Here is a 21239-nt window from a genome sequence, read left to right on the forward strand (position 1 = left end):
ATGACGAAAACCCTGCTCGCCGAGTTCACCGCCCGAGAGGGAGCGGAGGACGAGGTCGCCCGCCTGATCCGGGAGTACGCCCTGAAGGTGCGCGAAGAGGAAGGCAACCTGGCCTTCGACGTCTACACCAAGGCGGCCAACCCGCGCGCCTACTGGATCTTCGAGGTCTACCGGGACGAGGACGCTTTCAAGGCACACCTGGCCGCCCCGTACGGCGCCCCGTTCAACACCGCCCTCACCCCGCTGATCGAGGAGGACGCCTCCGTACTGACGTTCCTCGATCCGCTGGCCACACATCCGTAGTCAGGGCCCGGCGGTACGTGTGGTGAGGTCCTCGTCCGTGATGGAGCGGACCACCCGGCAAGGGGTTCCGAGCGCGACGGTCATCGGGGGAATGCTGCGGCTGACGACGCTGCCGGCGCCGATGACCGACCCGTATCCGATGCGAACGCCGGGCAGGACCACCACGTTGCTGCCGATCCACACCTTGTCCTCGATCACGATCGGTTCCGAGAACCGTCCGAAGTCAGCGCGTCGTGAGGGATGCACCGGGTGTCCCGTCGTGGTCAGTGTCACGCTGGGAGCGATCATGACACCGTTGCCTATGCGGATGTCCACGTCGTCGACGAACGTGAGGTTCACGTTCCCGAAGAAGTCGTCGCCGATGTGGACCTTGCTGCCGAACCCGGCGTGGAACGGCGGCAGCAGCACCGTGCGTTCACCGACCGAGCCGAAGATCGCGACGAGCAGTGATCGACGCTTCTCCGTTTCGCTCGGTGGTGTGTGGTTGTACTCGAAGATCTGCTCGGTGCGGCGCCGAGGGGCCTGGAAGGCCGCTTCCGACTCGGTGTAAACCAGCCCTTTGGCGATCCGAGCCAGGACTTCTTCCTCGTGAGCGTGCGTCACAGCGGAACGTTCCCTTCGTCCAATCCCTCGGGCACAGACCCGGCGTGTCCCCGGTCGACCGCGCGCCTCCAGAGGGTACGTGCACCGTGAAGGGACAGGGGGGCGCCGGCCCCCGCGGAGATTGCTTTCACGCCGTTTCCTCGGCGCCCGCCCCGCCGAGAGCCGCGCGCCGGAAGCCGCTCCTGGCGACCGGCGCACGGACCCCCGGCTCGTCACCGCCAGATGGACTTCAGCTGCCATGCCTGCACGTGGTCGAGGGTGGCGGTGCCGCCCTCGGCGAAGACCTCGACGCCGGTGCTGGAGGGGTCGGGGAAGATCTGGTCTGTGATCACTGCCTCGCCGTTGCCGCCGAAGACCTCGACGGACGACCAGTCGACGAGGATCCGCAGCCTGACCTTGCCGTTCTTGGCCTTCAGGGGTGCGGTCTGGACGCCGGGGAAGGTGCTGTTGAAGTCCCCGGCACCGGAGCGGGTGCGGTCGACGTAGAGCTCCTGGGTCGTGGTGTCGTATCCGATGACGGTCTCCTCACCGCCTGCTCCGGTGCGTACCTTCAGGCCGAAGCGTTCGGCGTCCTTGAGGGAGAAGGTCGCCTCGATGTCGAGTGCCCTGCCCTTGGCCGCGGGGCTCAGGGGCTTGGAGGTGCTCCTGACGGTGACGCCGGACGCGGTCGCCGCCGGGCGCTTCTGGCGGAGGGACTCCAGGCTGCCCACCGGCTTGCTGGTCAGCCGGATCTGGCCGTCTACGGTGCGCAGGGCCATCTCCCTCGGAACGCTCTGCGCGCCGCGCCAGGGGGAGGTGGGGACGGACTGGCCGTAATCCCAGTTGTTCATCCAGCCGATCATGTAGCGCTTGCCGCCCGGCGCGTTCTCCCAGGACACCGCCGCGTAGTAGTCCTTGCCGTAGTCGGCCCAGTCGGCGCGCTGCACTACGGACTTGGCGGGCTTGTCGGCGGCGGTGAACTGGTCGGCCATGACGTGGCCCCAGCCGCCGGTGTTCATGTCGACGACCTGGATCCGCGCCTTCTTGCCGACGTATGGGCGCATGTCGAAGGACGCCCAGTCCAGGGTCTCGCTGTCGGCGCCGGTCGCGCTGCGGACGACCTCGCCGTCGACGAGCAGGTTGACGGAAGTCTCCTGGGAGACGCGCCGGGCCTGAGTGTCGGACATGACGATGTGGTCGACGTTGAGGTGGCCCCAGCCGCCGGTGTTGTCGTCGACGATCCTGATCCGCGCCTTCTTGCCGGCGAGGTCGCCGACGTCCCAGGAGGCCCAGTTGAGCGCTTCGGCGTCCTTTCCGGTGGCGCTGCGGACGACCTGGCCGTCCACGAGGAGTTCGAGAGTGGTGGGGTTGTCGGAGCCGGCCGGGTGGTTGCCGCCGCCGATGAGGAAGTTGATGTGCTTCTTGTCGATGGTGAACTCGGGCGAGGTGAGGGTGCCGGTGCTGGAGTCGCCGTTCAGAAAGGTGTTGGCCAGGCCATTCCCCAGGAAGCCGGAGACACCCTGCTGGCCGGGGAGCGTGCCGGTGGCCGGTGCGGTGCCGAAGGCGTCACCGGTCGCCGTCCAGTCGCCGTACGTTCCGCCTTCGAAGTCGGCGAGGACCGTGCCCTCGGGCGGAGTGCTGTCCATGACGGTTCCGGCCTCGTGCGGATGCCGCCCCCCACCGATCTTGAAGTTCAAGTAGGGGCTGTCGACGGTGAATTCGGGCGAGCTGAGGGTGCCGGTGGTCCCGTCACCGCCGTGGAAGCTGTTGGCGAGGCCCTTGCCGTCGAAGCCCGCGACGGCCCCCTGACCGTCCACCGCCCCGGCCGCCGGTCCCTGGCCGAACGCGGTTCCGGTCGTCGTCCACTCACCGAAGCCGGCGCTCTCGAAGTCCTGAACCACCGTGCCGGTGGGCGGTGTGTAGCTGCCCTTGTCGTCCGCGGTGAACTTCTTGCCGTCGAAGTCGCCGATGAAGTACTGGGCAGCCGAACCGCCCGCGATACCACCGGGGTTGATGTTGACGACCAGGACCCACTTGATGTTGTTCTTGTCGCCGTCGACCGCCAGGGGGAACAGGTCGGGGCATTCCCATACGCCGCCCGTCGCACCGGCCGGACCGAACTCGCTTTGCAGCTCCCAGTCCTTGAGGTTCTTGGACGAGTAGAACCGCACCTTGTGCTCGGCGGACAGTGACACCGTCATCAGCCAGCTCTTGGTCGGCGCGTGCCACTGGACCTTGGGGTCGCGGAAGTTGTCGGAGCCGATGTCGATGACGGGATTGCCCTGGTACTTGGTCCAGGTACGGCCGCGGTCGGTGCTGTAGGCGAGCGACTGGGCCTGCTTGCCGCCGTTCTTGTAGGCGCTGGTGTAGATCGCCACCATGGGCGGGTTCTCCGTCGTGCCGAACCCGGTGGTGTTGTTCCAGTCGACGACCGCGCTGCCCGAGAACACCATCTCCTCGTCGTCGTGCGACAGGGCGAGCGGCAACTCCTCCCAGTGCACGAGGTCCTTGCTCACCGCGTGCCCCCAGGACATGTCGCCCCAGGTGTTCCCGTTCGGGTTGTACTGGTAGAAGAGGTGGTACTCGCCCTTGTAATACACGAGACCGTTGGGGTCGTTCATCCAGTTCTTCTGCGGAGTGAAGTGGAACTGGGGTCTGTAGGTCTCGGTGTACGTCGGGGTGTCGGCCGCGACGGCATGGGGGGCGAGCGGGGCTGCGGACAGGGCGCAGACCGTCGCCACCGCCGCCATCAATCGCATGCGGGCATGCCGGGATACGCGTACAGAGCTCATGGTGTCTCCTAGTCCCGCGGTCGTCCGCGCACCGGTGACTGCGGCTCAGGCGCGGACGGACCGAAAAGTGACACCCCAGGCCGATGCGGACGTCCACGCCGCCGGCCAAGGGTGTCAACGTTGACTTGTGTCAGCGATGACATCGAGTGCCCGATTATGAAGCCCAATCCGGCCAGTGCGTCAACGGTGCGGGCGGGATTGCTTCGGTACGGGTCTACGGTCCGTCAGGCGGCGCCGGCGGTCGTGAACTGCGCCAACTGGTTCGTGCATGGCGGGTGGAGCCGGTAAACGAGCAGGTCAGGGCCGCGGCTTGGGTGGGAACCGGCCGGCTTCCGCGGCAGCGTCGCGATCGAGAACGGCCAGTGAACGAATTGTTTCCGGTGTATTGACCGGTCGGGCCTCTCGGTGCTTCACTTCCGGAACCGGTACCGAAACCGGTTCCGGGACCGCTTCCGGTACCGGTTGCACGGGTCTCTGTACGATCGGCCCTTCGGTGCGGGAGGACGTCTTCCGCCTCTGCAGGAAGGGAGGGGAGGTGACATGGGAGTCACTATCGCCGACGTGGCCGCGCGGGCCGGGGTCAGCAAGACGACGGTCTCGCGGGTGCTGAACGCCAAGGGCGAGATCAACGAGAACACCGTCTTGAAGGTCCGCGAGGCGATCTCGGAGCTCGGCTATGTGCCGAGCGCCGGGGCAGTGGGGCTCGCACGCGGCACGACACAGATGATCGGCATGCTGGTCCCTGACATGGCCTGGGCCTGGGCCGGCATAGTGCAGGCGGTCGTCGAAACGCTGGAGACCGAGGGCTTCGGACTGCGCATGCTCACCGTGAATCGCGGTGAGGAGTCACTGCGCAGGCTGGGCCTGCAGGTCGCTGCCAAGTCGTTCGACGGTCTGCTGGTGATAGAGCCCGAGGGGGCCCTGGCATCCATCACGGAACTGCACGAAGCCGGACTGCCGGTGGTGCTGATCGACGACCGCTTCCAGCGGCCGGGATTCCCCTACGTGGCCACCACCAACCGGGAGGGCGGTGAGCAGGCGGCGCGCCACCTGCTGGACCTCGGCCGCCGTCGACCTCTGGTGGTGACCGGTCCCGATGAGTACGGCTGTACTCGGGAACGGCTGGGTGGCTTTGTCGACGTCTATGCGCAGGCCGGGATCGAACTCGGCCAACGCAGCATCATCGGCGGTGACTTCCTGTTCGACAGCAGCCGGAACGCGATCGCGCAAGCTCTCGCGGACGGCGTGGAGTTCGACGCGGTCTTCGGGCACAACGACCCCTCGGCGGCAGGCGTGCTCGCGGCCTTGCACGAGGCCGGCCTTCGGATTCCGCGGGATGTCGCCGTGGTGGGGTTCGATGACGTCGAGCTGGCGTCGTACACCTATCCGGGACTCACCACCATCCGCCAGCCGATGCGGGAAATGGGTGAGGCGGCGGCACGTCTGCTGCTCGACCACGTGCGGAGATCGCCGGAGGCCGCCCCCTCGCGCATCATTCCCACCAGCCTCGTGATCCGTGGCTCGACGTCAGAGCCGAGCTCGAACTGACGCGACGTCATCGCGATGCGCCAGTGATGGCGCCTCGCAGCTGGGCGGTGCGTTGCCGGTGACGCACCGCCCCCGGTCTCCTTGAAACCTCTCTCCTTGAAACCTCGGCGAACCTCTTCGGACTCGCCTTCCTCACAACTCCTCGCGGCTGCGCCTGCGTTCAGGTGGCACCGCCCACATGCACTCTTCCCCCCGGCGCGTTCCCGATCCGGGACACCGAACGGTGCGCCTGGCACACCTCGCCCGGCCGCTACCGGCTCCGCGTCAGACGCTTCAGCCGCGATCTGCCGCTGACCGCCGACGCCGCTGTCACCGCAGACGGTCTCCACTCGTGGGCCGGCCCATCCGGGCGCCCGCCCGCTCTCACCCTTCGCCCCCGCGCCTGTATCGCTCAACGGCAAGGAGCCGCACTATGCGTATCACCACCCGTCACACCGTCAGAACCGTCCAGACCCTGTGCGTCACCGTCACGGCAGCCCTGGTGGCCACCGGCTGCGGCCGGAGCGAGGGTTCCGGCCCCGGTAACGACGCGCCCGCCGAGATCGGCGCGGGCAAGGCCAAGGGGACGGTGGTCATGTGGAACCTGGGCGACATCGAACCCGCCCTGAAGGACCTGGCCAAGAAGTTCGAGCAGGAGAACCCGGACGCCGACGTCAAGATCACTTCGGTCCCGTGGGACGCCGCTCACGACAAGTTGACCACCGCGATCGCCGGCGGAAACACGCCGGACATGTCCATGGTCGGGAGCACCTGGATGGCCGAGATGGTCGCCATGAACGCCTTCCAGGCCACCCCGACGTCGATCAAGTCGTCGGACTTCTACCCCGGCCAGTGGGACACCACCAAGTACAAGGACACCTCCTACGGCGTCCCGTTCACCGCCGACACGACGGTGGTCTACTACCGGGCCGACCTCACCGAGAAGGCCGGTATCAAGGGCGAACTGGCCGGCGACCGGGAGGGATACCTGAAGGACCTCAAGGCCATCCAGGCCACCGCCGGGAAGCAGAACCCCAAACTGCGCAATGCCACCGGGCTGGTGATGGGCTTCAACTCCTGGCTTTTCTGGGTGCCGATGGTCTGGCAGCAGGGCGGTGACATCTACGACGCCAAGACCGGGAAGTTCACCTTCGACACGCCCGAGGCCGCCAAGGCGCTGGAGTACTGGGCAAGCGTTCCGAAGCAGGGACTGGCGCCGACCGACAGGTCGGACAACGTGCAGAACTTCCGGGACGGGCTGATCGCCACCTACCAGGAGGCCGCGTGGGCCGGTGCCAGCTTCCATAAGGACGCCCCGGAACTGGACGGCAAGTGGAAGACCATGCCGGTGCCGTACTCCGAGCAGCCCGCCGGGTTCGCCGGCGGCACCGACCTGGCGGTGTTCAAGGAGGCCGAGAACCCCGACGCGGCATGGAAGTTCGCCCGGTTCCTGACCGAGCCCGCCAACCTCGCGGCCTATGTCAAGGCCACCGGCAGCCTGCCTTCTTCGCCCCAGGCGTGGTCGGACGGGAATCTGAGCGCGGACGAGAACATGAAGCCGTTCGACGAGCAGCTCAAGGTCAGCAAGGCGCAGCCCGCCATCACGACCTGGCAGCAGATCGCCGACGCCATCGACTCCGAACTGGAGAAGCTGGCCCTCGGCAAGGCCACCGTCGCCGAGGTACAAAAGGCGCTGCAGTCCAAGGCCACCAGCATCGGCACCGGCCGCTGAGCGCCACCGCCATGAGCACCCCTCGTACGGACGGATGACATCCATGTCCACGAAAACGCTCCCTGGGCGGGGCGACACCGACAAGCAGAGCACCGTAGGGCCGGAGCGGAGTGCCGATCGTCGGCGCTTCCCGCTCCGGGGCATGGCGCGCGGCAGGCAGGCCCGGGCCGCCTGGATGCTCGCCGCGCCCTTCCTCGCGCTGTTCGCGACCTTCATGCTGCTGCCGTTGGTCTGGTCGCTGCTGATGAGCCTGACCGACACCAGCAGCGCCGACCTGCGCACACCCCTGAACGTGTCGTTCATCGGTTTCGACAACTACGTGCGGCTCTTCCAGGACGAGCAGTTCTTCACGGCCCTGCGCAACACGGCCGTGTTCGTCCTGGTGGCCCTGCCCCTGACGCTGGCCGCCGGGCTCGCGGCGGCGGTTGCCCTCGACCGGGGTGTCCGGCGCTTCCGGGCCGTCTTCCGGGTCGGCTTCTACCTGCCGGTGATCACCAGCATCGTGGCCGTCGCCGTGGTGTGGAAGACGCTCCTGGAACCTCGCGCGGGACTGGTGAACCTTGTCCTGGGCTGGTTCGGGATCGACGGCCCGGCCTGGCTGGCGGACACCCGCTTCGCTCTTCCCGTCATGATCGTGATGGCGGTGTGGCGCAACCTCGGCACGGTCATGATCATCATGCTGGCCGGGCTGCAGTCCGTGCCCCAGTCCCTGATGGAGGCGGCCGAACTCGACGGGGCCGGGCCCTGGCAGCGCTTCTGGAGCGTCACGTTCCCGCTCCTGCGTCCCGCCCTGCTGCTGACTGCCGTGACCACGGGCATCGGCTATCTGCAGTTCTTCGACGAACCGTTCGTGATGACCGACGGCGGACCGCTGGACTCCACCCTCTCGGCGACGTTGTACGCCTACAAACAGTTCGGCAACGGCAATTACGAGATGGCGTCGGCCGCCAGCTACGTCATCTTCGTCCTCATCGTGGCGCTGACCGTGCTGCAGTTCCGCGTGCTGCGAGACAAGGACTGACGACCCATGAGCACCCTCTCCACTCTCCCAACGGCAAAGCCGGGCACGGACCGCATTCTGCGGCGCCGCCGCATCCGCCAGACCTGGGGCCGGCCCTGGCTGTATCTGCCGCTCGCCGGCGCCCTGCTGCTGATGATCGCGCCGTTCCTGTGGATGCTGTCCGGCTCCTTCAAGCCCGAGGCCGACATCCGCAGGGTCCCGCCGGTCCTGATACCCACGGCGCCCACGACCGCCAACTACGGCGAGTTGTTCAGCACGCTCGACTTCACGAGCATGTTCGCCAACTCCGTGATCGTGGCCCTCGCCGTCACCGCGGGCAACCTGATCTTCTGCTCGATGCTCGGATACGCCCTGGCGAAGCTGGAGTTCCGCGGACAGCGCGCCGTTTTCCTGTTGGTGATGGGGACGCTCATGATCCCCGGCCTGGTCACCTTCGTTCCCCTGTACGTGCTGGTGTCCAACATGCAGCTGACCGGCTCCCTGTTCGGACTGATCCTGCCGTTCCTGGCCGGCCCCTTCGGGGTGTTCCTGATGCGGCAGTTCATCTCCACCCTGCCCGACGAACTCATCGACGCCGCCCGCGTCGACGGCTGCCGCGAACTGGCCATCTTCGCGAAGATCATCCTTCCGCTGACCAAGCCGGCCCTCGCGACCCTCGGGATCATCACCTTCCTCGGCTCCTGGAACAACTTCCTGTGGCCCCTGGTCGTGGCCCAGAACGAGAGCCAGTACACCCTCCCCGTCGGCCTCGCCCTGGCCAGCAGCGGACAGTCCTTCACCCGCTTCGGCATCCTGCTCGCCGGCGCCATGGTCGTCCTGCTGCCGGTGATGATCGTGTTCCTCCTCTTCCAGCGCCAGTTCGTGGCCGGCATCGCCACCACCGGCCTGAAGTGACACTCGACAACCAACTTTCTTACCCCGTACGACTCATCACCTGGAGAACACAGTGGGACAGCCGGTCCGCCCTGCCGCGTACCTGGATCCGGAAGCGTCCGTGCAAGCGAGGATCGAGGACTTGCTGTCGCGGATGACGCTGCCGGAGAAGGTCGGGCAGTTGCTGATGCTCGACGCACAACACGGGGACCTGGCGGACATCGTGTCGGTCAAGCTGGCCGGATCGGTCCTGCATGTGTCTCCCGACCTGATGCCGCAGGCCATGGAACTGGCCCGGCAGACACGGCTCGGCATTCCGCTGTTGACGGCCGACGACGGCATCCACGGCCACTCTTTCTGGCCGGGCGCGACCATCTTCCCGACCCAGCTGGCCATGGCCTGCACCTGGGACCCCGCTCTGCTCCGGCGGGTGGCCCGTGCGGCCGCGACCGAGATCGCGGCGACCGGAATCCACGGGACGTTCTCCCCGGTGCTGTGCATCACCCGGGACCTGCGCTGGGGCCGGATCAACGAGACGTTCGGGGAGGATCCGTTCCTGATCGGTGAGTTGGGAGCGGCGATGGTACGTGGCTATCAGGGTGAGGGGCTTGGCGACCCGACAGCCGTGCTGGCGTACGCCAAGCACTTCGCGGGCTACTCCGAAACCCTGGGCGGGCGCGACGCCAGCGAAGCCGACCTCAGCCCACGCAAGCTGCGCTCGTGGTTCCTGCCCCCGTTCGAGGAGGCGGTTCGGGCCGGCTGCCGCGGCTTCATGCTCGGGTACCAGTCGATCGACGGGGTGCCCATCACCGCGAATCAGTGGCTGCTCAACGATGTGCTCAAGGGCGAGTGGGGCTTCACCGGGACACTGGTGACCGACTGGGACAACGTCGGCCGGATGGTCTACGACCAGCGGACCTGCGCCGACTACGTCGAGGCGGCGGCGGTCGCCGTCAACTCCGGGAACGACCTCATCATGGCCACGCCGGCGTTCTTCGAGGGGGCACAGGAGGCGGTCGCCCGCGGCCTGGTCGAGGAGAAACAGATCGATGACGCGGTACGGCGGGTTCTGCGGCTGAAGTTCGAACTCGGGCTCTTCGAGGACCCCCGCACGCCCGACCCCGAGCGGCAGGCGCAGGTGATCGGATGCCGCGCCCACGCCGACCTCAACCTCGAAACCGCCCGTCGTTCCTTGGTGTTGCTGCGCAACGACGGGGTTCTGCCCCTCGAGGGCGGGCTGACCTCGGACGGAACCGGCCGAGCCGCAAGCCGAGGCAACCCGCGGACGATCGCGGTCATCGGCCCCAACGCCGACAGCACGGAAGCCATGCTCGGCGACTGGGCGGGTGCCACCGGCCAGGTCCCGTGGATGCCCGAAGGACATCCGCGGGAGTTGGTGGAGACGGTGCTAGACGGCCTTCGCGCCGTCGTGCCGGCCGACTGGACCGTCACGCACTCCCGCGGTGCCGACATAGAAAGCCCCACCGATGAATCCGGGTGGTCCCTCGGGCCCGACGGCCAACCACAGCCGGACGCTTTCACCCCCGCCCCGGTCGACCAGGCCCAACTTCGGGAGGCCGCCGCCGCCGCAGAGGCCGCCGACTACGCCGTCGTGGTCGTGGGGGACACCATCGCCCTCGCCGGCGAGGTGCGCTCCACGGCCACGCTCGACCTCCAAGGCGGCCAGATCGCACTGCTGGACGCGGTCGCCGCCACCGGCACACCCATGATCGTCGTACTGGCCCAGTCCAAGCCGAGCACCCTCCCGGACTCGGCACTGAACGCGGCAGCACTCGTCGAGGCGTTCAACCCGGGCATGTGCGGTGGCCGCGCCGTCGCCGAGCTCCTCCTCGGACTCATCGAACCCAGCGGCCGGCTCCCGGTCTCCTTCGCACGCCACGTCGGACAGCAACCCGTCTTCTACAACCAGGTGCGAGGCCAGCACGGGAACCGCTACGCGGATCTCACCCAGGACCCTCTGTTCGCGTTCGGCGAGGGCCTCACCTACACCACCGTCACCTACTCCGACCTTGTCGTGCACGACCACGACGTCCCCGCCGACGGCACCGTCGACGCCACAGTGCGGCTCACCAACAGCGGCAGCCGTCCGGCCCTGGAAACGGTCCAGGCATACATCAGCGACCTGACCACCAGCGTCACCTGGGCCGGGCAGGAGCTGAAGGGTTTCACCCAGGTCGAGATCCCTCCCGGCGAAAGCCTGGACGTCCGCATCGGCATCCCTGCCTCGCAGTGCTCACTCGTCACAGCCGACAACCGCCGCGTGGTCGAACCAGGCGAGTTCGCACTCCGCGTCGGCCCCAGCTCACGACGCGAGCAGCAGCTGAGCGCGGATTTCCGTATCCGGACCTGAAGCCCGTAGCCGGACCTGAAGCCCGCATGCGGGCTTGAAGACCCCCGCCCCGCCGGCCCGCCGCCCCGCCAACCCGAAGGCCGGCGGGGCGGGTCCACTCTGAAACACCGAAAGGCACGCGTGTGTCCACCGCACCCCGAGATCCGCACCGCCCCGTGGCCCACCTGCGCCCGCCACGGAACTGGATCAACGACCCCAACGGACTGGTCTTCCACGACGGCCACTACCACGTGTGCTACCAGTACAACCCGTACGGAGCGACCCACGCGAACGTGCACTGGGGCCACTTCCGCAGTCCCGACCTGCTGAGCTGGGAGCAGCTGCCGATCGCTCTGTCCCCGACCCCGGGTGGCGTGGACCTCGACGGCTGCTTCTCCGGCAACGCCGTCTCCGACGGCGACCGTCTCGTCGCCTTCTACTCCGCGCACCGCGAGGACCGCTCGTTCCAGCACCAACCGGTCACCTGCGCCGTCTCCCACAACGGCGGCAGGAGCTTCCGCCCGCGGGGCGAACTGCTCATCCCCGAGCTGCCCGAGGGCTGCACCATGTACCGCGACCCGTACGTCTGGCAGGACGGCGACGGCGGCGGCTGGCGGATGCTGGTGGGCGCCGCCCTCGCGGACGGCCGCGCCGCCGCCCTCCTCTACGACTCACCCGACCTGGAGACCTGGACGTACCGTGGACCCTTCGCGGCCCGCCATCCGGAGCCCACTGATGGCACCGAGCAGCTCACCGGCGAGGGCTGGGAATGCCCCCAATACCTCCCGGCAGCCGACGGACCCGGCGCCCTCATCTTCAGCGCATGGAACGAACCCACCGGCCCGCAGAGCGTCGCAGCCCTGATCGGCGAGGAGCACGACGGCCACTTCGAGGCCGGTCGACCGGTACCGGTCGACCACGGCCCCGACTGCTACGCACCCGCCCTGCTGCGTGCACCGGGCGACCGGTGGCTGCTGTGGGGCTGGTCATGGGAAGCCCGCGACGAAGCCTGGGCGGTCGCGGACGGATGGGCCGGCGTCCTCACCCTGCCCCGCGAGATCCATGTCGACGACGACGGTTCGCTACGCCAGCAGCCCGCCACCGAACTGCTCGCCCTGCGCGGCCAACACACCATCCACGCCGAAGGAGCGACGCACAGCCCGCAGCCGGTGGATCTCGGCAGCGTGGGACGCGCCTTCGACCTGACGGCCCGTCTGGAGCCGACCGGAAGCGCCGGTCTGCGGCTGCTCACCACCCCGGACGGCTCCGAGTACCTCGACATCCGCCTCGATACCGATGCGGGCGAACTGGTCGTCGACCGGGACCACGCCTCACTGGACACCCGGGCTCGCGGCGGCTCCTACCGCATGCCCTGCCCAACAGGCCGACCCGTCGACCTGCGCGTGGTCGTCGACCACTCCATCGCCGAAATCTTCCTGACCACCACCGGCCAGGTCCTCACCCTGCGCTGCTACCCCACAGGGCAGGGCCCGTGGCGGCTGCAGGCCCGCAGCGCACCGGGTACGCGCCTCGGTTTCGTGATCGACGCGTGGGAGCTGCACCCGCTCGTGATCAAGGAGCCGAGCACCGGCGCCGCAGAACCGGCGCAGACGTCGCCGTAGAGCCGACTCCGACCTTCGGTACCCCCACCTCGGCATTGCGTCCCACCCGCCTTCAGAAGTACTGAACCAGCAGGTCCCAAGGAGGATCTTCCATGAGCTCGTACGGTCTCGGACGACGCCAGTTCCTTACCACCGCCATTGGCGTCGCCGCCGCCTGGACGCAGGTTTCCGGAAACGCTGTCGCCGCCCCGCAGCCGAAGCAAGCCTCACTCGGCAATTCCGTGAATGTCTGTCTGACGGACGTATCGGCCGACAAGTGGGTTGCCGGCCAAAGCGATGTGCTGTTCAAGGCAAAGAGAACGACCAACCCGCTCACGGTCAAGATCGACGACAGCGTCAAGTATCAAAAGGTACAAGGCTTCGGGGCGGCTATGACCGACTCCTCCGCCTGGCTCATCGACAAGCTGTCCACTGCTGAGCGGAGCGAGCTGATGAAGAAGCTGTTTGACCCCTCCAAGGGCATCGGCCTCAGCCTGCTCCGTTCCCCGATGGGCGCCACGGATTTCAACGCGTCCGGGAATTACTCCTACAACGACATGCCGGCGGGGCAAACGGATCCGACGCTGTCCAAGTTCTCCATCCAGCATGATGTGCCGTACATCATTCCGGCATTGCGGCAGGCTCTCTCGCTCAACCCGTCCATCAAGGTCATGGCCAACCCGTGGAGCCCACCAGGCTGGATGAAGACCTCCGACTCCATGATAGGAGGCACTCTCAAGAGCGAGTACGTTTCTGCGCTGGCCAACTATTTCGTAAAGTTCATAGAAGCCTACGGCGAAGCCGGCGTGCCCATCTCCTATATTTCGCCGCAAAATGAACCCATGGGCACTCCCACCTGGCCCGGAATGTTCCTGTCCGCCTACCAGGAATCCGAGTTGATTCAGGAGATCGGCAAGGCGTTCGAGGTCAACGGAATTTCCACGAAGATTCTGGCATGGGACCACAACTGGGATGTTCCCTCGTATCCCGAGACGATTTTCAGCGACCCCGCCGCCTCCAAGTACGCCGCGGGAACCGGATGGCACATCTACAGCGGAAACCCCAACTACCAGACTCTGGTCCACAACGACTACCCGAGTAAAGAAACCTACATCACGGAAGCCACGGGAGGCATTTGGCAGGACAGCAAGCAGACAGCGTTCAGCGAAGCACTTGGTACTTGGATCATCAATGGCACGCGCAATTGGGCGAACGGGGTGATGCTGTGGAACATCGCACTCGACCCCGATATGGGTCCGCTCAACAGCGACACCGACGGCATACCCATGCTTCGGGGCTTGATCACGATTGACCCGGCCAACGGACGGGTTTCCTACAATGTGGACTACTACGCCCTCGCTCACGCCAGTAAGTTCGTAAAGCCAGGAGCGCATCGGATCTACTCGAACACCTTCGGGGAAGGAAGCATAGAGAACGTTGCGTTCCAGAATCCGGACGGATCGAAGGTCCTGATCGCGTACAACTCGGGGAGCGCGGCGAAAACCTTCAGCGTTGCAGACGGGACGCACTCGTTCGACTACACCCTGAACGCCGGCGACGCCGTCACCTTCACGTATTCCGGGCCTGAGCAGAGCGGCCGTACCCCTGCGGCGACCAAGGTCTCGGATCCGACACACGACTTTACGTTCAAGTCGACGTCCGGTCCGGTCACTGTCACGTACGATCCGGCACTACTGCCCTATCAGAATGCCATCCGAACCGGAAACAATCTGGTCACGTATTCCCTTCCCATCGGAGCTTCTGTCGAGACGACAGGAAGGGCGCTGAGCCGCAGCAAATGGACCGCCACGGCTTCGGCTCAGGCGGATTGGGGTGTGGCCGCGAACGCGATCGACGGTGACATCAACACACGGTGGAGTCTCGGGCATGGGCCGACGAGCGACGACTGGTTCCAGATCGATCTGGGGAGCCCCACGAGCTTCAATAAGATCGTCCTCGACACCGGCGTAAACAATTCGTTCGACTACGTCACCAAGTATCAGATATATGTCTCGAACGATGGTGGCGATTGGGGCAGCGCGATTGCAAACGGCAGCGGGGGCATAGGAAAGGTAGCCGTCACGTTGCCGACTCGGACGGCACGGTACATCCGCATCGTCAGTGCCGCGGCATCCGGTTTCTGGTGGGCCATCGGTGACATCAATGTGTACGGGTCTTCGCGTGGATCCGCTTCGATCACAGCTCCGACAGCGGTGTCAAAGGGCCTCCAGATGAAGACCTGGACCAGCAAGGAAGGGTCACAGGTCACCGTAGTATTCAACGGGACCGCCGACAGCAAGAGTTTCAAGATATCCACCGACGGCTCGTACACCTATACACTGCCGAGCGGGACTTCGGCGATGTTCACAACCCAGGAGTTGTCGAGCTTCCCGGAGCCGGTCTTCAGCGGTTTGACGCCCAACCAGGGCATACCGCGCTCCAAGTTCACGATCAGTGGTTCTGGCTTCGGTGACGCGCAGGGGCTGGGTACGGTGTATTTCGGATCCAGCTATGCCGAAATAGACAGCTGGTCGGACACGAGCATCAGCGCTTACGTTCCGAAGGGGATTGCAGCGGGGAAGGTCACGGTTTCCGTGAAGGGAACCAGTGGAGTGGACGCAGGTGGATCTTCGTTCGACGTCATGGAGCTGGGCCCTGCACTGCCGAGAACGGGCTGGACCGCGACGGCTTCGGACGCAAGTCAGTGGGATGCGCCCGGAAACATGCTGGACGGCGATTCCGGCAATCGGTACAGCTCCGGAACAGGGCAGTACGACGGTCTCTGGATTCAAGTGGACATGGGGCAGACGCAGACGTTCAACAAGATTGTGTTGGATGTCGGCGGCAGCATCGACGACTATGCACGAAGCGCAGACGTATCCGTCTCCACGGATGGAACCAACTGGACCAAGGTTTCTTCCGTAGCAGACGGTCAACGAGTCCAACTGGTGTCGTTCCCGACGCAGACAGCTCGCTACATCAAGGTCGTCAATACCGGCGATGTCGCGCGCAGCTGGTGGTCAGTCGCAGAATTCAACGTCTACAACTGACCATCAGGCCCGCAAGACTGGCTGGCCTGCGCTGACGCAGAGTGATTGTGTGCCCCCAACGGGATTCGAACCCGTGCTACCGCCTTGAAAGGGCGGCGTCCTAGGCCGCTAGACGATGAGGGCTGGGGCCTGCCTGGGCGCCTCGCGGCGCGTCGGGGACGTCAGCAGCATATGGGATGCCGGGAGGGATCGGCAAAACGGATTAGGAGGAGGGAGAGGGAGAAGGGGACGGCGAGGGGGCGCCAGGGGACGGCGAGGAGGAGCCAGGAGACGGTGACGGGGAACCCGGCGACGGGGAGCCAGGAGACGGGGACGGGGACGCGCCCGGCCGGTTCTCCTCCGGCAGGTGGCGGCTCACCTCCGCCGTGGTCAGGCCCAGGCCGCCCAGCTTGATCTCGTCCCAGGCCTGCAGGCGGCGGGTGTCACGGTCCAGGTAGAGGATCGACGTCTCGATCGGGTCGGGGTACTTGCCCTCCAGGGCGCGCAGGCCGCTCCCGCCCGTCGAACCCTCGAGTCGCAGACGCGTGCCGTACTTCATGACCTCCATCTCCGGATGGTGGAGGTGGCCCGCCAGGACGAGCGGTACGTCGCCGTCCACCTCGCGCGCGGCGTCCGGGTTGTGCGCGACGGCGATGTCCACAGGCGTGCCCGCCGCCTCCTGGTCGCGGAGCGCGGAGGCCAGGCGGGCGCCCGCCAGCTCCTCCGAGGCGGTCGCCTCCTTCGAGCGGTCCGGGGTGAACTGCGGGTCGCCCATGCCCGCGAACCGCAGGCCCGCGATGGACACGGCCCGCCCCTCGTCGAGAACATGCACGTTCTTCATGCGCTCCAGATAGGCCTGCGTGTCCCGCGAATCGTGATTCCCACGCACCCATACGTACGGAGCTCCCAGGTCGGCCGCCGGGTCCAGGAAGCCGTTCTCCGCCGTGCTGCCGTGGTCCATGGTGTCGCCGGAGTCGACGATCACATTGATCTTGTACTGCTTCACCAGCGACGCGATGATCTTCCAGCTGGCCGGGTTGAGATGGATGTCGGAGACGTGCAGGACGCGGATGGTGGAGGGGTCGGGGGCGTATGCGGGGAGCGTGGACGTTGCGTCGTACAGCTGCGTCACGTTCGTCACCAGGCGCGCCAACTCCTTCTGGTAGACGTCGAATTCGCTGACGATGCTGCGGGCGTTGCCGACGACTGAGGGGGCTGAGGAAAGCAGTCCCGAGAATTTTGGTTCCAAGACCGACTTGGGGTTCCACGTCGCGAAGGCCGTTGCCCCCGAGGCCGCGAGAAGGGTGAGAGCCAGGCCGCCGGCCGCCAGGGCGCGGCGAGGGCGGCGGTAGACGGCGAGGCCGAGTGCGGTGGCCCCGGAGACGACGGCGACGCCGGAGCGTACGGCCAGGTCGAGTGTGCCGGTGCCGACGTCGCGGGTGACCTCGTCCTGGAGGCCGGAGAGCCGTTCGGGGTGGTCGACGAGGGCCTGGGAGCGGACGGGGTCGAGCTGGTCCACGTCGACGTCCAGGCGGATCGGCGCGACATGGCTGCGCAGTTCCAGGGCGCCCAGCGGCGAGACGTTGATCTTCGTGCCGCCGGTGAAGGAGGGGCGCAGGGTCATGGTGGTGTCCATGGGGCCGACCGGGGCGCGTACGTTCCCCACGATCAGCAGGCCCAGCCATGCCCCGACCAGGACGACGGTGATCAGGCCCAGGGCGCGGGTGTAGGGGTGCGGCTGGTGGACGAGTTCGATGACCGGGTGGGTGTGTCGAGCGCGATAGTGACGTACGAGCGCACGTGGCGCCTTGCGTAGGCGGTGCAGAGCGGCGGCGGGGACGCGGGCCATTGGTCCCGTATGCCCAAGTCCGGAGCCGGATATGCCGCCCGATCGGGGTCTCCTACGGCCCTCGCGGGTGACGTCCGTACCTGACAATGGCTCTGTGCTGGAGATGACGCGCGAGGAGTTCGAGGAACTGGTCGCCGAGGCCCTGGACCGGATTCCGCCGGAGCTGACGAGGCTGATGGACAACGTGGCGGTGTTCGTCGAGGACGAACCGCCGAGCGACGATCCCGAGCTGCTCGGGCTGTACGAGGGGACTCCGCTGACGGACCGCGGCGAGTGGTACGCCGGTGTGCTGCCGGACCGGATCACCATCTACCGGGGGCCGACGCTGCGAATGTGCGAGTCGCGGGAAGACGTCGTGGCCGAGACGGAAGTGACGGTGGTTCATGAGATCGCCCACCACTTCGGGATCGACGACGCGCGGCTGCACGCCCTCGGATACGGATGAGATCCGTACCGTACGACTGTTGAAAACTGTTCTTCGGGCGGCGTGTCCTCTTGCGGGCGGCGGGAGTTGGGCAGGGGGACTGCTTGTCCCCGCCCCGGAGGTGGCTGCCCGTGCGCGCCATGTACGTACCCGTCCATCTGGCCGCCGCGGCCCTGGCCGTCACGGCGACCACCGGCTGCATGAACGTCAGCGATGACGACGACGATGCGAGCAGGGCCAGGCCCTCGCATTCCGCGGGGCAGCAGGCCGGTGAGGCGCCCGAGGGCGGTTCGGCGGTGACGGGCGGCGGTGGTGGCTCCGGGCAGGGCGGGGCGGGTGACGAAGAACACGGTTCGGCGGAGCCCGGCGACTCGGCGTCGGGGCACGGGGGTGGGGACCGGCCGGCATCGCCGTCGCAGGACGGCGGGAGCGGCTCCTCGTCGCCGCCCGAGCCGGGGAAGAAGGAGTCGAAGCCGCACGTCCCCGAGCCGACGAGGGCGCAGCCCACACCGACCCGTACGACTCCGGCTCCCCGGCCCAAGCCCCCCAAGCCGCCGAAGGAGTCGCCCACCCCGTCGCCCACTCCGACCACCGCCGAGCCGTCCTCCTCGGCGCACCCGGACCCCACGCCACAGCTCGCTGAGCGGGAGCCGGCGCCGCATGCGGGCGTAAGCGGCTGACCAGGGTGACCACGTCCGACGCGAGGCAGGCCGGCCCGGGCCGACCGGGGCTGACCTGGGTCTATCGGCTCAGTTGCCGCTCAATTTGCCTTGAGGGTCGGAGGGTGCGTATCTTGGTAGATCGTTTGATCCCATTTGCCCGGCGCCAAAGCAGAGCGCGCCGTGTGGCGCGTACTCTCCCTTGCCGTGGCTGGATCGCATTGAGGCGGTCGAATTGCGAACACGGAGTTGACGGGCGCGTGCCGACGAGACTCCGGAAGGTTTCGCATTCGCATGTCCATTTCCAGTACTGATCACGTCGTCGTGCCCGAGAACGAGGCAGTCGGCGTCACCGACGCGGCCGAGGCCGCCGAGCAGGAGACCCCCGAGGTCACCTTCGGCGACCTGGGCCTGCCCGACGGTGTCGTGCGCAAGCTCGCGCAGAACGGCGTGACGGTCCCCTTCCCGATCCAGGCCGCGACCATCCCGGACGCCCTGGCCGGCAAGGACATCCTCGGTCGTGGCCGCACGGGCTCCGGCAAGACCCTCTCCTTCGGTCTGCCGCTGCTCGCGCAGCTCTCCGGGGGCCACACCGAGAAGAAGAAGCCCCGCGGCATCATCCTCACGCCGACCCGTGAGCTCGCGATGCAGGTCGCGGACGCCCTCCAGCCGTACGGCGATGTGCTCGGCCTGAAGATGAAGGTCGTCTGCGGCGGTACGTCGATGGGCAACCAGATCTACGCCCTCGAGCGCGGCGTCGACATCCTCGTCGCCACCCCGGGCCGCCTGCGCGACATCATCAGCCGCGGCGCCTGCTCCCTGGAGAACGTCCAGGTCGCCGTGATCGACGAGGCCGACCAGATGTCCGACCTGGGCTTCCTGCCCGAGGTCACCGAACTCCTCGACCAGGTCCCGGCCGGCGGCCAGCGCATGCTGTTCTCGGCCACGATGGAGAACGAGATCTCCACGCTGGTCAAGCGCTACCTGAGCAACCCGGTCACGCACGAGGTCGACAGCGCCCAGGGCAACGTCACGACGATGTCCCACCACATCCTCGTCGTGAAGCCCAAGGACAAGGCGCCGGTCACCGCCGCGATCGCCTCCCGCAAGGGCCGCACGATCATCTTCGTACGTACGCAGCTGGGCGCCGACCGTATCGCCGAGCAGCTCCGTGACGCGGGCGTGAAGGCCGACGCGCTGCACGGCGGAATGACGCAGGGCGCGCGGACGCGGACTTTGGCCGACTTCAAGGACGGTTACGTCAACGCGCTCGTCGCCACCGACGTCGCCGCCCGCGGTATCCACGTCGACGGCATCGACCTGGTCCTGAACGTCGACCCGGCCGGTGACCACAAGGACTACCTGCACCGTTCCGGCCGTACGGCCCGCGCGGGCCGCTCCGGCACGGTCGTGTCGCTGTCCCTGCCGCACCAGCGGCGGCAGATCTTCCGGCAGATGGAGGACGCGGGCGTCGACGCCTCGCGCCACATCATCCAGGGCGGTGCCGCCTTCGACTCGGAGGTCGCGGAGATCACCGGCGCCCGGTCGATGACCGAGGTGCAGGCCGAGTCGGCGGGCAACGCCGCGCAGCAGGCCGAGCGCGAGGTCGCCCAGCTCACCAAGCAGCTGGAGCGTGCGCAGCGGCGTGCCTCCGAGCTGCGCGAGGAGGCGGACCGACTGCTGGCCCGCGCCGCGCGCGAGCGGGGCGACGACCCGGAGGCCGCGCTCGCCGAGGCCGCCGCCGTCGTGGAGGCCGCCGCGGCCGAGGCCGCGCTTGCCGCCTCCGTGCCGGAGCAGGCGTCCGCACCGGCGTACGAGCAGCCGCGTCAGCGCCGTGACGAGCGGGGCAACTACGAGCGCCGGGACCGTCGTGACGGTGACCGGGGTGGCTTCCGCCGGGACGACCGCCGTGACGAGCGTCGTGATGGTGACCGTGGCGGTTTCCGTCGGGACGACCGCCGTGATGGTGACCGTGGCGGTTTCCGTCGTGACGACCGTCCGTCGGGCGGCTCGGGTGGCTTCCGTCGCGATGACCGGCGTGACAACGACCGGGGTGGCCGTTCGTTCGACCGCCGTGACGGTGAGCGTGGCGGTTTCCGCCGGGACGACCGCCGCGACGGTGACCGTCCGTCGGGTGGCTTCCGTCGGGACGAGCGTCGTGATGGTGACCGTGGCGGTTTCCGTCGTGACGACCGTCCGTCGGGCGGCTCGGGTGGCTTCCGTCGCGATGACCGCCGTGACGGCGACCGTCCCACCGGTGGTTTCCGCCGTGACGACCGTCCCTCCGGCCACCGGGGCAGCGACCGCCCGTTCAACCGCGACCGTCAGGGTGACCGTCCCTCCGGCGGCTTCCGTTCCGGCGGCCACGACCGCCCGCACGGCCGCCGTGACGACCACCGTGGCGCGGGCTCCGGCTCCGGTTCCGGCTCCTCGTTCGGCCGCCGCGACGACAAGCCGCGCTGGAAGCGCAACGGCTGACCCGATCTCCCGCTGACAG

Annotated in this window: 14 protein-coding genes and 1 tRNA gene; 11 read left to right on the forward strand and 4 right to left on the reverse strand. The window is 67.5% G+C overall.

The window, feature by feature from the left end; genetic code table 11:
• Nucleotides 1–303 (forward strand): putative quinol monooxygenase, encoded by a 303-nt coding sequence (locus ABD357_RS30390; RefSeq protein ID WP_344394218.1) that lies wholly within the window; start codon nt 1–3, stop codon nt 301–303.
• On the opposite strand, the gene ABD357_RS30395 is transcribed toward ABD357_RS30390, so the two are convergent.
• Both ABD357_RS30395 and ABD357_RS30400 read right to left on the reverse strand, forming a co-directional pair.
• Nucleotides 304–906, reverse strand: coding sequence for a sugar O-acetyltransferase (locus ABD357_RS30395; protein WP_344394219.1), 603 nt, complete (start codon nt 904–906; stop codon nt 304–306).
• A 212-nt stretch (nt 907–1118) separates the two neighbouring features.
• Nucleotides 1119–3677, reverse strand: a complete 2559-nt coding sequence (locus ABD357_RS30400; RefSeq protein ID WP_344394220.1) for a GH32 C-terminal domain-containing protein — start codon at nt 3675–3677, stop codon at nt 1119–1121.
• Between the two features lie 540 nt (nt 3678–4217).
• Here ABD357_RS30400 and ABD357_RS30405 point away from each other — a divergent pair.
• The 7 genes from ABD357_RS30405 to ABD357_RS30435 all read left to right on the forward strand — a co-directional run bounded on the left by ABD357_RS30405 (nt 4218) and on the right by ABD357_RS30435 (nt 15831).
• Nucleotides 4218–5225, forward strand: coding sequence for a LacI family DNA-binding transcriptional regulator (locus ABD357_RS30405; protein ID WP_344394221.1), 1008 nt, complete (start codon nt 4218–4220; stop codon nt 5223–5225).
• A 412-nt stretch (nt 5226–5637) separates the two neighbouring features.
• The gene (locus ABD357_RS30410; protein ID WP_344394222.1) at nt 5638–6936 is read left to right on the forward strand and encodes an extracellular solute-binding protein; all 1299 of its coding nucleotides are present in this window, start codon (nt 5638–5640) and stop codon (nt 6934–6936) included.
• A 43-nt stretch (nt 6937–6979) separates the two neighbouring features.
• Entirely contained in the window at nt 6980–7957 is a 978-nt protein-coding gene (locus tag ABD357_RS30415; protein WP_344394223.1) for a carbohydrate ABC transporter permease, read from the forward strand.
• 6 nt (nt 7958–7963) lie between these two features.
• On the forward strand, nt 7964–8851 hold the full coding sequence (locus tag ABD357_RS30420) for a carbohydrate ABC transporter permease (protein WP_344394224.1): 888 nt from the start codon (nt 7964–7966) through the stop codon (nt 8849–8851).
• A gap of 52 nt (nt 8852–8903) precedes the next feature.
• The gene (locus tag ABD357_RS30425; protein WP_344394225.1) at nt 8904–11201 is read left to right on the forward strand and encodes a glycoside hydrolase family 3 N-terminal domain-containing protein; all 2298 of its coding nucleotides are present in this window, start codon (nt 8904–8906) and stop codon (nt 11199–11201) included.
• 122 nt (nt 11202–11323) lie between these two features.
• Nucleotides 11324–12802, forward strand: a complete 1479-nt coding sequence (locus tag ABD357_RS30430) for a glycoside hydrolase family 32 protein (RefSeq protein ID WP_344394226.1) — start codon at nt 11324–11326, stop codon at nt 12800–12802.
• 92 nt (nt 12803–12894) lie between these two features.
• Entirely contained in the window at nt 12895–15831 is a 2937-nt protein-coding gene (locus ABD357_RS30435) for a discoidin domain-containing protein (RefSeq protein WP_344394227.1), read from the forward strand.
• A gap of 50 nt (nt 15832–15881) precedes the next feature.
• Here the strand turns inward: ABD357_RS30435 and ABD357_RS30440 are convergent.
• Both ABD357_RS30440 and ABD357_RS30445 read right to left on the reverse strand, forming a co-directional pair.
• Nucleotides 15882–15954, reverse strand: a tRNA-Glu gene (locus ABD357_RS30440).
• A gap of 79 nt (nt 15955–16033) precedes the next feature.
• Nucleotides 16034–17659, reverse strand: coding sequence for a metallophosphoesterase family protein (locus ABD357_RS30445; RefSeq protein WP_344394229.1), 1626 nt, complete (start codon nt 17657–17659; stop codon nt 16034–16036).
• A gap of 94 nt (nt 17660–17753) precedes the next feature.
• On the opposite strand from ABD357_RS30445, the gene ABD357_RS30450 reads away from it, so the two are divergent.
• From ABD357_RS30450 to ABD357_RS30460, 3 genes are all read left to right on the forward strand, one after another.
• Nucleotides 17754–18104, forward strand: coding sequence for a metallopeptidase family protein (locus ABD357_RS30450; protein WP_344394230.1), 351 nt, complete (start codon nt 17754–17756; stop codon nt 18102–18104).
• A 119-nt stretch (nt 18105–18223) separates the two neighbouring features.
• A complete protein-coding gene (locus ABD357_RS30455) occupies nt 18224–18763 on the forward strand; it encodes a hypothetical protein (protein ID WP_344394259.1) in 540 nt (179 codons plus the stop codon).
• Between the two features lie 273 nt (nt 18764–19036).
• The gene (locus ABD357_RS30460) at nt 19037–21220 is read left to right on the forward strand and encodes a DEAD/DEAH box helicase (protein ID WP_344394231.1); all 2184 of its coding nucleotides are present in this window, start codon (nt 19037–19039) and stop codon (nt 21218–21220) included.
• Nucleotides 21221–21239 lie beyond the last annotated feature (19 nt).

The organism is Streptomyces vastus (genome assembly GCF_039532825.1).
Classification (GTDB): domain Bacteria; phylum Actinomycetota; class Actinomycetes; order Streptomycetales; family Streptomycetaceae; genus Streptomyces; species Streptomyces vastus.

Bases quoted from the DNA above. Each gene is read 5' to 3' on its own strand.
- ABD357_RS30390 (WP_344394218.1), top strand. From the start codon at position 1: ATGACGAAAACCCTGCTCGCCGAGTTCACCGCCCGAGAGGGAGCGGAG.
- ABD357_RS30400 (WP_344394220.1), bottom strand. From the start codon at position 3,677: ATGAGCTCTGTACGCGTATCCCGGCATGCCCGCATGCGATTGATGGCG.
- ABD357_RS30405 (WP_344394221.1), top strand. From the start codon at position 4,218: ATGGGAGTCACTATCGCCGACGTGGCCGCGCGGGCCGGGGTCAGCAAG.
- ABD357_RS30410 (WP_344394222.1), top strand. From the start codon at position 5,638: ATGCGTATCACCACCCGTCACACCGTCAGAACCGTCCAGACCCTGTGC.
- ABD357_RS30415 (WP_344394223.1), top strand. From the start codon at position 6,980: ATGTCCACGAAAACGCTCCCTGGGCGGGGCGACACCGACAAGCAGAGC.
- ABD357_RS30420 (WP_344394224.1), top strand. From the start codon at position 7,964: ATGAGCACCCTCTCCACTCTCCCAACGGCAAAGCCGGGCACGGACCGC.
- ABD357_RS30435 (WP_344394227.1), top strand. From the start codon at position 12,895: ATGAGCTCGTACGGTCTCGGACGACGCCAGTTCCTTACCACCGCCATT.
- ABD357_RS30445 (WP_344394229.1), bottom strand. From the start codon at position 17,659: ATGGCCCGCGTCCCCGCCGCCGCTCTGCACCGCCTACGCAAGGCGCCA.
- ABD357_RS30455 (WP_344394259.1), top strand. From the start codon at position 18,224: ATGTACGTACCCGTCCATCTGGCCGCCGCGGCCCTGGCCGTCACGGCG.
- ABD357_RS30460 (WP_344394231.1), top strand. From the start codon at position 19,037: ATGTCCATTTCCAGTACTGATCACGTCGTCGTGCCCGAGAACGAGGCA.